Source organism: Oryzomonas japonica (assembly GCF_008802365.1).
Classification (GTDB): Bacteria; Desulfobacterota; Desulfuromonadia; order Geobacterales; family Pseudopelobacteraceae; genus Oryzomonas; species Oryzomonas japonica.
Map to the genome: position 1 here is coordinate 215,831 of NZ_VZQZ01000007.1, position 12,235 is coordinate 228,065.

Below are 12,235 nucleotides of genomic sequence, written 5' to 3' on the forward strand. Positions count from 1 at the left end.
CGGTGCGCTCGATCCGACTCAGCCTGACGGTATCCATCCTTGCCTTTCTGGCCTGCATGTTGCTGTTTGCGTGGCTGCTCTTCAGCACGCTGGCCTTCAAAACCTCCGCCAATGATCTTTATTCGCAAAAGGGTGACTATGGACGGACGTTGTTAAGCGCCTTTGTCGCCCAATTGCCCGATGTGGTGCCGACCTTTCCGGAGGGGATGATCCTGCCCGCATCGCCTCCGGCCGTATTCGCCCAAAAACTGGCCGATGACGGTGTTTTTATGCGGCTCTCCCTGCTCGATGCCAATGGAAAGGTCATCTTTACTGCCGGCACGGAATCGGTCGATATCTATCTCCCCTTCAGCGGTTCCCCCTTGTCTCTGGAACGGGGCGCGGTCCTGCCGGGTGGGGGAGCTGTCGCCCGCGTTATTCCGGTGATACGAAACGGCGTCACCGTCGGCAGGGCGGGGATCGTGCTGTCGCTCACTGCTGAGGACGAACGTCTGCATCGTTCGCAGAAGCTCTTCATGACCTACTTCGTTATCGACTTCATTCTCCTCTTGGGTTTCGGTTCCTATATCCTGTCGAGAATCGTGGTGAAACCCATCAACAGCCTGCTGGCCGCTACGGAAAAGATCACCGGTGGCCATTACAGCCAGCAGGTCCATGTTTCCGGCAGCGCGGAACTCGTCCGCTTGGCCGAATCGTTTAACGACATGTCCCGCGCCCTTCTCAGCAAGGAACGGCTGGTTTCCGAACATGTGGCTGCTCTCGAAAAGGCCAACGAGGAGTTGCGCCAAGCTCGGGAAGAGGCGATTCACACCGAAAAGATGGCCTCCATCGGACTCTTGGCGGCCGGGATGGCTCACGAGGTCGGTACACCGCTGGCATCCATCATGGGATACGCCGAACTGCTTTCCGGCGAACAGCCGCATAATTCCGCCGTTCAGGATTACGCCCAGCGCATCTCCGGGGATTGCAACCGCATCGACCGCATTGTGCGGGGACTCCTGGATTTTGCCCGGCCCCGCGGCAGCGCTGTCGAGGCGTGCGACCTCAGCCCGTTGGTTACCGCATCCCTCGAACTGTTGGCGCAGCAAGGGGCGTTCAAGCGCATCAAGGTATCCACCCAGTTGGACGAGCATCTCCCCATGGCGCTGGTTGACCCTCACCAGCTTCAGCAGGTGCTGATCAACCTGATTCTCAACAGCCGCGATGCCATGCCGGATGGGGGGAAGCTGGCCATTCGGGCCAAACAGGACGCCTGCCCGCCATTCCTCCGCCATTCCGCCTGCTGTCTGCGGCTGGATGTTATGGACAGCGGCGGCGGCATACCTGAGGAACATCTTGCGCGTATCTTCGACCCCTTTTTCACCACCAAACCGCCCGGAAAGGGGACCGGCCTGGGACTGGCCATATCGGCGCGCATCGTCGAGGCCTTCGGAGGCAGAATCACCGTGAAGAGCGTGCCGGGCACCGGAAGTTGCTTTACCGTCTGGCTTCCCGCCCAGGTTGCGGAAGACGCCCCATGATCGACAGCCCCAAACGTATCCTGGTCATCGACGACGAAGAAAACCTGCGTCACATGCTCTCGGTCATGCTGACCCGCCAGGGATATCTGGCCGACACGGCAGCCAACGGCGTTGCCGGGTTGGAACGTCTCCAGTCGGCTACGTACGACTTTGTCCTCTGCGATATCCGCATGCCGGAAATGGACGGCAAGACCCTCCTGGCCCGGGCGCTGGAGGCGGGCATCGCCTCGCCGTTCATCATGATGTCCGCCTATGGAACGGTGGACACGGCGGTCGCATGCATGAAGATGGGGGCTTACGATTTCATCTCCAAGCCGTTCAAAAAAGACGAGATCGTGATGGTGTTGAAGAAGGCCGAGGAACGGGAACGCCTCAAATCGGAGAATCAGCGGCTGCGTGAGGTCGTGGACGGCAAGGACGGTTTCTGCGGCATCATCAGCCGCAATCCGGCCATGCTGGAGATATTCTCCCAGATCCGCAGGATTGGCGACCTCAAAACCACTGCGCTGATTCTGGGGGAGTCCGGCACCGGCAAGGAACTGGTGGCAAGCGCCATTCATTCCTGTGGCAACAGGGCAAAGAAACCGTTCGTGGCGGTCAACTGCGGCGCCATCCCCGAAAACCTGCTGGAAAGCGAATTGTTCGGCCATGTGCGGGGCGCCTTCACCGACGCCTCCGGCGACAAGGCCGGTCTGTTCGAACAGGCTGATAACGGAACCCTCTTCCTCGACGAGATCGGCGAGATGCCGCAGGCTTTGCAGGTCAAGCTGTTGCGCGTGCTCCAGGAGGAGGAGATTCGCCGGGTCGGGGCTGCCGCATCCCGCAAGGTCAATGTGCGGGTCGTCTCGGCCACGTCGCGGGATTTGGAGGCGGATGTGCGCTCCGGTCACTTCCGCGAGGACCTCTACTTCCGGCTGAACGTCTTCAGCATCACCCTGCCGCCGCTCAGGGAGCGGATCGAGGATATTCCCCTCCTGGCGGAACATTTTATTGCCAAATACGGAGCCGGCGATGACGCCGCGCCGGTCAGGATCGTTTCGGAGACCATGCGGCTCTTGACGGCATACGACTGGCCCGGCAATGTCCGCGAACTGGAAAACGTTATCGAGCGCGCCACCATCCTTCGCGTCGGCGACGCTATTACCGCCGAGTGCCTGCCTCCCAGGCTTCGGGGCGGGGTGGGAGCCTCCGAAGTACACCTGCCGGACGAAAACCTCTCCATCAAGAAAGCTGAAGACGCCCTGGAACGGGACCTTATTCGCAAGGCACTGATCAAGACCGGCGGCAACCGCACCAAGGCCGCCGTCATCCTGGAAATCAGCCACCGCTCGCTGCTGTATAAGCTCAAAGAGTTCGGGATTGAGTAAGCAAAAATTGCGTAGTTGCTCGGCGGGCGACCGATCAGGTATGAAAAAAATGCGGAGTCACCCGGACGCCAATTGTAAAACTCATTAAAAACAGTATGTTGCTGGTTTGTGATTTAAGGCACTTATTTTGCTTGATAATCGCTACATTCCCCGAAAGGAAGTATTATGTTCAAGATACTGTTTTCCGCTGCCGCACTTATCTCTCTTTTTACCACCCCGTTATTTGCCATGGATAAAGTCGGCCATAGCAATGACTGCACATCATGCCACACTTTTTCGATTACGGAGGCTGCGGAACTTCTCAAGGGGGCCGGCGGAACGGTAAAGTCCGTCAAACCTGCCCCCATAAAGGGTATGTTCGAAGTCTTGATGGAAAAGGACGGCAGGCAGGGCGTCGTCTATATCGACTACGCCAAGAAACGCCTCATGCAGGGCCTCATCATCGACCTGACAACCCTGCAACCGGTCTCGGCTCACGTGCCGGAGCAGTCCCAGCAGAAACAGGTGACCTCTCTCGATACCAAGACCATTCCCCTGGAAAACTCGATTGTCATGGGCAACCCCACGGGCGTCAAGAAGCTGTACGTCTTCACCGACCCGGACTGCCCTTACTGCCGCAAGTTTCATGCTGAACTGAAGACGCTCGCCAAAACAACGTCGGACGTGGCGATTTATATCGTCCCGTTCCCGCTGGCCATGCATCCTGGCGCCTACGACAAGGCGCGGGCGATTCTGGAGGCAAAGAGCCTGGATGTGCTGGACAAGGCCTTTGCAGGGAAAGAAGTTCCCAGACCGGCGAAAGACGCCAGTAAGGCCCAGGTGGATGCAAATATCAAATTCGGCAATGCCAATGGCATTTCCGGCACCCCCACGCTGGTCCTGCCGGACGGCAAGATCATGGTTGGGGGCAGGGATGCTGAGACGTTGAAGAAAATGCTGGAAGAAAAATAGGCTAACGCATGAATTTAAAAAATTATATTGCGATAGGTACAATGTTGCTGCTGTCGTTTCCCACGATGGTGTTGGCTCATGAAAGCGCTGTTCGTGGCGATTGCACTTCGTGTCACACCCTCTCGCCGGCGGAGGCCACCCAACTCCTGAAAAAAGGCGGCGGGACGGTCAAATCCGTCAAGCAGGCGCCCAATCGCGGCATGTTCGAACTACTTGTGGAAAAAGACGGTCGAGAAGGGATCGTGTATCTCGATTATGGCAAGAAGTTCCTGATACAGGGATTAGTCCTCGGCCTGGATACGTTTGAACCCGTTGCATCCCACGGCACCCCGGCCTTGCAGCCCAAGAAGATTGCAACCATTAACCCGGTTTCCGTCCCGGACCAGTATGCCTTGAACCTCGGCAACCCCGACGGCGTAAAACGTCTCTACGTCTTCACCGATCCCGACTGCCCCTATTGCCGCAACCTGCATGGCGAACTGAAGAAGTTGGAGAAGCTGGCTCCCGAGCTGTCGATACGTGTCATGCTCTTCCCCCTGCCGATACATCAGGGAGCCTATGACAAGGCGCGGGTCATCCTGGGACGAAAGAGCAGGGCACTTCTGGATGCGGCCTTCGATGGGAAAGACCTGCCGCAACCGGTGGGTGACGAAGGCAAGGTACAGCTTGATGCCATCATGGGCTTTGCCTATGCCCATGGCCTTACCGGCACACCCACCATCGTGTTTCCCGATGGCTCGGTGGTGGTCGGCATTCGGGATGCCGTGACGCTGAAAAGTTTGCTGGAACGCATGTAGAAAACGGCAAGACGCAGGAGTACTGTGGGAGGAATTACCATGAAATGTAGATTGGACATGCCTGGGTTGGTTTTAGCTGCATTGCTGCTGGCATTTTGGGGGGAGGGTGCTCCGCTGCACGCGGCTTCCAGCCAGACGACCTATGCCCCGAAAATGTCGGATTACTGTGTGCAGCCACCGTTCCTGGCCGGTTATGTCCCCCCCCAGGTGCTGTTCACCATGGGGAAGGACCACAAGTTCTATTATCCGGCCTATAACGACGCCTCGGATATCGACGGCGACGGCCAGCTCGAAACTACCTACAAAAATGACTTCGAATACTACGGCTATTTCGACTCCTACAAATGCTACAACTATAATAGCTCGGCCAGCCGCTTCGAACCCTACGGCGAAACGAGCGACAAGTACTGCACCGGCACCAACGCCGGCAAGTGGAGCGGCAACTTCCTCAATTGGGTCGCCATGTCCCGGGCCGATGTCATCAAGCTGGTGATCTACGGCGGCTACCGCACCGCGGACAACCAGGGAACCAACTACGACGAGATCAGCGGCGAATATATCCCACAGGACGGCCACATCTGGGGCAAGGAGTACCTAGGGGGGGACGCCGCCAGCCTTTTCCCCGGCGGGGTCAACAACAGCCGTGCCTTGTTCTGCGTCAACGGGACCTCAGCCGGCAGCAACAACATCTCTCAGTTGAAAGTGATCCCCGTAGCCGACAATATAATAAATCCCTCCACAAGTAAACCAGTGACCGGCCTGCGGGCCTGGAACTGGGTCAACGTGGACGGCAACAGCAATATCTGCTCCGACAGCACCATCGACCTGAATGGCGACGGGCAAGCCGAGTCCGCCACTCTAACGGGTTTGACCAAGTACAACGTCACGGTCAAGGTGTGCGACCCCTCCTCAGGTTTTATCACCGACGCCACCTGGGAGGCAAAGCACTGCAAGGCCTACGGCACCAACTACCGTTCGGTGGGGCTGATGCAGATTTACGGCGAGACCGCCAACAGCGCCAAGGTCTGTAGCAAGGACATGTACACCGCCTGCACCAGCGACAGCAACTGCTCCTCCATTGGCAAGGGGCAGTGCGTCAATGCGGCCAACATGTTCTTCGGCCTGATCGCCGGTTCCTACCAGAACCCCAAGGCGGGCGGGTATATCAGAAAGGATATCTACAGCATCAACGAGGAGACCAACCAGAGCAACGGCCAGTTTCAGACCTCCGCCAGCAGCGGCAAGGGGCTGATCATCAAGTCCATCGAACAGTTCAAGGCTCAGGCGTCCTACCCGCTGAACACCCAGTGGGGCAACCCCATCGGCGAGATTCTGTACGAAGGGATGCGCTACTGGGCCGGCAAGGGCACCCCTACCTCCGACTTTGTTGCTGGCATCTCCAATGGCAGTAACGGAGATAACGGCAACTATTCATCCCAGCCGACCTGGGACACCCCAGCGACCCTGTATCCCGCCTGCTCCATGCGTTTCAACCTGGTCTTTTCCGACGTCTACAACAGCTTTGACGACGACCAGTTACCCGGATCGGCCTTCAACAGCAGCTTTAGCGGGGACCTCCCCAACCTGAACGTCCAGACACTGGCCAACCAGATCTGGAATAACGAAAATGTGAATGGCACAACACTGAACAAAATGGTAGTGGGGGAGTCGGGGACCGATACATCCGGCCGTTGCGACAGCAAGAATGTCAGCGGCATGGGGACTATCCGCGGGCTCTGCCCGGCCGAGGGGGACCTGAAGGGATCCTATTACCCGGCCGCCGTGGCCCTGTACGGCCACAACTCACTACTGAGCAACACCAGTACCCCGAACGCGCTGACCTATGTGGTGGCATTTACCTCCAACGTACCAGAGATCAAGGTGACGACAGCAGCCAACACGCAGGCCCTGATTATGCCCTACGGCAAGTCGGTGTCCAGTAGTTACGGCTGGAACTGCACCACCTCCAATACGGCCTTTAACGTTGCGCGAGTGACTGACGCCGCAGGGAACTTCGTGCCGAACCTGAGCATCGACGCGAAATCCGGCTCTACCACCTCCAGTTGCCCACCCATGGCAACAGTCGGTTACTATGTCCTCGATACCGAGTACGACTCTTCCAATAACCTCAAGTATGTCAAGTTCAACACCTCCTTTGACGATTTGGGAGGGACCGATTATGACCTGGACGTACTGGCCGAATACACGGTCTGCGCCTCTGGAGCGACCAACTCGAACTGTGCTGCGGCAAACCCTACGGGCGATCAGGTATGGGTGCAGGTCAAGCGGGTCTATTCGTCAGCCGGTAATCCCGACGCGTTTGGTTTCACCATCGCCGGAGTAGGGACCAGTACATCCAGCTACGCTGGCTCTGGCGCCTACATGATTGTCCAGCATACCGCATCCCCGCCTTCGGGTTCGTCATGGGCCAACACCACCACCCCATTGCCCACGACCTCCCAGTCCATGACCTTCCATGCAAGCTCCGCAACCGTTTCACTGCCCAAACCACCCCTCTGGTACGCGGCCAAGTACGGCGGGTTCAAGGACTCGGAGGGGACCGGGCTGCCATATACCGACGCCACCTGCGACCCCGCCACCCGCGGCTCGAACCCGCGCAATACCCGCTGCAACGAATGGGATACCGTGGGGAACGGCACCCCGGACAACTACTTCCTGGTGACCGACCCGAGCAAGATGGAGGAGCAACTGCGCAAGGCGCTTGATTCCATCCTGGCGCGGGTCGCCTCGGGCACGGCGGCGTCGATCCTCAACAACAGCCAGGGGAGCGGCGCCAGCCTGATCCAGGCGGTCTTCTTTCCGCGCAAGGACTTCGACAACGGGACGTCGGGTTACTGGATCGGCGAGCTTTATAATATGTGGTATTACCTGGATCCGTTCCTCCAGACGACTTCCATCAGGGAAGATACCAATAAAGATTATAAATTGAACCTGAGGGACGACAGGATCGCCCAATTCTATTTCGATTCATCCCAGAACAAGACCCTGGTGCAGCTGTACAGCGACGCGAATGGCGACGGCACGCCTGATTCGGCGACGCCGGATGTCGTGGTGGACCCCGATACGATCAGCAGTTTATGGAAGGCCGGGAAAACCTTGTGGACCAGGAACCCCACCAGCGACCCGCGGCTGCTTTATACGCACACGGATGATTCATCTCTGGACATCTTCAATAGCAATAGCTTGACCAAGTTCACCACTCTGACCTCTGCCTACAATCCGGCATTGCAGAATAAGAGCACCATCCTGTCGTTGCTCGGCATGTCCGACGTCACGAAAACCGGCAAGGTGATCAACTACATCAACGGCAGCGACCAGAGCGCGGATAGCGACGGCACCCTCTACCGCAACCGCAAGATCAGCATCGATAATTGCGGCGTCAGCAGCACCAATCTGGAACCCACCTCCACCGATAGCTGCTATCGTGTCTGGAAACTCGGCGATATCGTAACATCCACCCCCAGGGTGGTTTCCACGGTGAGCCAGAACTCCTACAACCTCGCCGTTCCCAACGGCTATAACGACCAGACCTATACCGCCTTTCTCAAATCGTCAACCTACCAGAATCGGGGGATGGTGTTCGCCGGCAGCAACGACGGGATGCTGCATGCCTTCCGCCTGGGGATTCTCAAGGAGTTGAGCGGCAGATTCGACAAGGCGCAGTTTTATTATTCCGGCAGTCCGGCTACCAGCAGCAGCAATCTGGGCCGGGAAGAGTGGAGTTTTATCCCGAAACAGGCATTGCCCTTTCTGCCCTACCTGAAGGATCCGGCTTATTGCCATATTTATTATGTGGATAAATCGCCATCACTCATTGATGCGAGCGTCATCAAACCGTCAGCATGCTCCTCGTCCGCGAACTATTGGGATTGTGTCAAGAGCACGGACGGTTCTACCTGGAAGACCGTGCTGATTGGGGGGATGGGCTATGGCGGCGCGGCCAAATGGAACGGAGACCCGGCCTACAACGCTCCGACAGACAGCGTCAAAACGCCAATCAAGGGGACAACCGCCGCTACCGGGGTTGGGTATTCCTCCTACTTTGCACTCGATGTGACCAACCCTGCCACCCCCACGTACCTGTGGGAGTTTCCCGGCACAACCTCCGCTGTCGGTCAAATGGGCTTTTCCACGACCGGCCCGGCATTTGTCCGCATTGCGGGAAAGGTCAAGGCGACGGACGGCGTGACGGACACGGCTGCACCTGACCATACAAAAAACGGCCGCTGGTTTGCCGTGTTCGCCTCGGGCCCCACTGGATACATCGATACGGTAAAGCATAACTTTACGGGGCAGTCTGATCAGCAACTGCGTATCTTTGTGGTTGATCTAGCTACCGGTGCCCTGGTGCGGACGATCGACAAATTCGCCGATAATACGACTCTTCCGGCTAACGCGTTTGCCGGTTCCCTGTCCACCAGCGTCATCGACACCGATCGGTGGAATTCGGCGTCCACCGGTTGGTACAGTGATGACGCCGTCTATATCGGGTATGTGCAACAGGCCAGCGACGGCACCTGGACTAATGGCGGCGTGATACGATTGGTGACCAAGGAAAACACCGATCCAAGCACCTGGGTCGCCTCGCCCCTTATCAGCGGTATCGGCCCTGTTACCACTTCGGTGACCAAGCTTCAGGATCGCAGCAACAAAAACCTCTGGCTGTACTTTGGAACCGGACGTTATTTTTTCAAAGGCGACGACGGTACGGGGCAACGGACCCTGTACGGCATCAAGGAGCCCTGCTACAGTACCGCGAACCGGTACGCCAGAACCGGGCTCAACAACATCACTGGTGGAACGGACAATGATATCGATCCCACCTGCACCGATTCGTCACAATCAGGGCTGGTGAATCAATCCGGCACAAGCTCATCTGCGCCGAACGCGACCATCAGTAAGACCGCTCCAGGGTGGTACATCAACCTGGACGCGGCCGACAGCACCAACTCCATCAATGCCGAACGGGTGATTACCGACCCTATTGCCAGTGCCGCCGGAGCGGTATTTTTCACCACCTTGAAACCGAGCGGCGATGTGTGCAAATTCGGTGGCGACACCCTGATATGGGCGGTGCGCTACGATAGCGGAGGAGTGCCGCCCTCCGCGGCCATGCAGGGAAAAGCCCTGATACAGGTTTCCACCGGTGCCTTCTCGCAGATATCGTTGCAGTCGGCTTTCGGCAACTCGAACCAACGGTACAATTTGCGGCGTCTGGCTACCCCGATTTCCGGTGTTCCCCCTGTTGCCCAGGGGCTCTCACTGGTCACGAACCCGCCGCCGGTAAAGAAGTTCCTGCATGTTAGAGAAAAGTAATGCTGTCGTATGTCGGGTGAGGGTGCAAATTTCTTTTTGCACTCTCTCGGGACCCGGCCGGGGAGATAGGGGATGACCAAAGCAGGATTTACATTGATTGAACTTATCGTGACCATGGCCATCATTGGGATAATACTTTCTATTGCTACGCTCAGTTTCACTACCATGCAACGCAAGGCTCGGATCGAGAGCCAGACACGGCAGATATTTGCCGACCTGAATGATGCCAGGCTCCATTCCATCTATCAGAAGAGACGACACAGGATTACATTCCAACCCACCAGCTATGTGATGAAAAATTACAGCAGCGACAACGAGGATAGCTTGACGGGGGGGCACGTCCTTTTTACCAAAAATACTGCCTATCAACTGAGCCTGAGCAATGGCAGCTCCATAGCGGGCACTTTTTTTGAATTCGATATCAGGGGCATCTCGAGCAATGCGCTTAGTTTCTTTATCAACCCGGTAAATAGCGGCGCCATGTTCGATTGTATCGCTGTCGGCATGGCTAAAACCAATATGGGGCAGGGAGTGGACAGTGACAATAATGGGCAACCGGACAACTGTAATGTTAGATGACAACGGGTTTACCCTTATCGAGTTCCTTGTGGCCATCGTTATCCTCATGGTGGGGCTTCTGGGACTTTTGCAGGCTGTAAACGTATCCCTGAATCACAATCTCCAGAACCAGTTGCGGACCGAGGGAGTTGTCGTCGCGGATGAAGAGATGGCCAGGGAAATGGCCAAAGGCTATGATCTCGTTTCAACATCTACCAAATCCTACGTTATCAGTAAGCGCCCGGTTTTGAATGCGTTCAAGAATTTTTCGGTTACCCGGTCCGGAACAATTCTCCAGAACTCCAAACAGGTCAGCATTGCGGTCTCTTGGCACCATAGAGGGGTTTCGTACAACCATGGCGCGGCGGCGGTAATCACAAAGACAAATCAGTGAATGGAAATACTATGCGAGTGAATAACAAAGGTTTTACTCTGATTGAAGTTTTGATTGCCACGGCGGTTTTCGTGATTGTGCTGATGATAACGGGAAGCGCATTCAAGACGATCCTCGAACAGAGTACCAAAGTGTTTCGGAGCGAGGAGAGTAATATAGAGGGGGTCATAGGGCTCGAAATGTTGAGACATGATCTGCAGCAGGCCGGTTTGGGGCTCTTTACCGAAACCTCGTCGATCACGTATACCGGCGAAGCCTTGAATGCCCCCGCAAGCACCTATAACGACTTCAATACCGGCACCGAGCCGCCGCGGCCGATCATAGCCGGCAATAATGTGGCATCTGCCTCGTTGGACCCGGACAGTAGCGGCAATTACAAAATTCTTGCCAATACCGACTATCTGGTTATCAAGGCCTCCACAGTCAGCACCTCCAAAACCGCCCAGAAATGGACCTACCTAGAAATCTCACCACCCAACGTTACACCCCATTCCTGGGCATCAGCGGCTGAGAACCTGGGAAACAACGATAATGTCGTATTACTCAAGCGGCAGGTGAGCGCCACTGGCCAGAGTACGACGCTCATGGCGAACACTTCAGGCTCCCCGACCAACTTCTCCTATGCCTTCAGCAATACGGCCTTTGCTCAGTTTTCGTCATCGAGTAACGCTATCTATACGGCGTACGGAATTGACAGCTCCACTCCCCGCATGCCCTTCAACCGGGCCGACTACTTTGTCGCTCAGCCGACGAGTAGTGCCGGTTCACCCGATGCGAGCAGGATTCCCGGTGTCTGCGCCAAGGACGCCAGTGGCAATCCCAGCCCCTATGTCGGCATCCTCTACAAGGCGATGGTCAACCACTCTGATGGCAAGCTGACGTATTTTCCTCTCCTGGATTGTGTTGTCGATATGCAAGTGGTTCTCGGGTGGGATATGGACGGTGATGGCGCAATCGATTGTTATTCGAATGCCGATGGTACTGTCATGACAGGCGTCTGTACTGCACCAACTGGCGGCACGGTCGTTACTGCGCTTTCATTGGCAAACAACGCCTCCGCCGCCACTGTACCGAATATCAGGAACAACCTGAAATTGGTGAAGATCTATGTGCTGGCTCAGAACGGCAGGCGCGATCTGAACTATACCAGCCCGTCGCCGATTGTAGTCGGTGACAGTAATGCGGCTGAAATAAGTTTGACCAGTTCCTACGATCTGGCTGCAAAGGGGCTGCTGAATTATCGATGGAAGCTGTACCGTCTCGTGGTGCGTCCCAAAAATCTCTTTTCCAATGAGTAACCTGAGGTGATGG

At 56.6% G+C, this 12,235-nt stretch carries 8 protein-coding genes; all 8 read left to right on the plus strand.

Annotation, left to right across the window (positions count from 1 at the left end; genetic code table 11):
• Positions 1-2 precede the first annotated feature (2 nt).
• The 8 genes from F6V25_RS12275 (at position 3) to F6V25_RS12310 (ending at position 12,222) form a co-directional block, all read left to right on the plus strand.
• Entirely contained in the window at positions 3-1,520 is a 1,518-nt protein-coding gene (locus F6V25_RS12275) for a sensor histidine kinase (RefSeq protein WP_151128843.1), read from the plus strand.
• Positions 1,517-2,887: a sigma-54-dependent transcriptional regulator gene (locus F6V25_RS12280; protein ID WP_151128844.1), complete on the plus strand. Its 1,371-nt coding sequence runs from the start codon at positions 1,517-1,519 to the stop codon at positions 2,885-2,887. The genes F6V25_RS12275 and F6V25_RS12280 overlap by 4 nt, the downstream gene beginning before the upstream one ends.
• Positions 2,888-3,052: 165 nt before the next feature.
• Positions 3,053-3,838 (plus strand): DsbC family protein, encoded by a 786-nt coding sequence (locus F6V25_RS12285; RefSeq protein ID WP_151128845.1) that lies wholly within the window; start codon positions 3,053-3,055, stop codon positions 3,836-3,838.
• A 41-nt stretch (positions 3,839-3,879) separates the two neighbouring features.
• Entirely contained in the window at positions 3,880-4,635 is a 756-nt protein-coding gene (locus tag F6V25_RS12290; RefSeq protein WP_191966175.1) for a DsbC family protein, read from the plus strand.
• A gap of 39 nt (positions 4,636-4,674) precedes the next feature.
• Positions 4,675-9,972 carry a pilus assembly protein gene (locus F6V25_RS12295; protein ID WP_151128847.1) on the plus strand — a complete coding sequence of 1,766 codons (5,298 nt, stop codon included), beginning with the start codon at positions 4,675-4,677 and terminating at the stop codon, positions 9,970-9,972.
• 72 nt (positions 9,973-10,044) lie between these two features.
• Entirely contained in the window at positions 10,045-10,551 is a 507-nt protein-coding gene (locus F6V25_RS12300) for a pilus assembly FimT family protein (RefSeq protein ID WP_151128848.1), read from the plus strand.
• Entirely contained in the window at positions 10,541-10,924 is a 384-nt protein-coding gene (locus F6V25_RS12305) for a type IV pilus modification PilV family protein (protein WP_191966176.1), read from the plus strand. The genes F6V25_RS12300 and F6V25_RS12305 overlap by 11 nt, the downstream gene beginning before the upstream one ends.
• An 11-nt stretch (positions 10,925-10,935) precedes the next feature.
• Entirely contained in the window at positions 10,936-12,222 is a 1,287-nt protein-coding gene (locus F6V25_RS12310; protein ID WP_151128901.1) for a prepilin-type N-terminal cleavage/methylation domain-containing protein, read from the plus strand.
• Positions 12,223-12,235: the final 13 nt, after the last annotated feature.

Coding starts and splice junctions, on each gene's coding strand:
- F6V25_RS12280 (WP_151128844.1), top strand. CDS start 1,517: ATGATCGACAGCCCCAAACGTATCCTGGTCATCGACGACGAAGAAAAC.
- F6V25_RS12285 (WP_151128845.1), top strand. CDS start 3,053: ATGTTCAAGATACTGTTTTCCGCTGCCGCACTTATCTCTCTTTTTACC.
- F6V25_RS12290 (WP_191966175.1), top strand. CDS start 3,880: ATGTTGCTGCTGTCGTTTCCCACGATGGTGTTGGCTCATGAAAGCGCT.
- F6V25_RS12295 (WP_151128847.1), top strand. CDS start 4,675: ATGAAATGTAGATTGGACATGCCTGGGTTGGTTTTAGCTGCATTGCTG.
- F6V25_RS12300 (WP_151128848.1), top strand. CDS start 10,045: ATGACCAAAGCAGGATTTACATTGATTGAACTTATCGTGACCATGGCC.
- F6V25_RS12305 (WP_191966176.1), top strand. CDS start 10,541: ATGTTAGATGACAACGGGTTTACCCTTATCGAGTTCCTTGTGGCCATC.
- F6V25_RS12310 (WP_151128901.1), top strand. CDS start 10,936: ATGCGAGTGAATAACAAAGGTTTTACTCTGATTGAAGTTTTGATTGCC.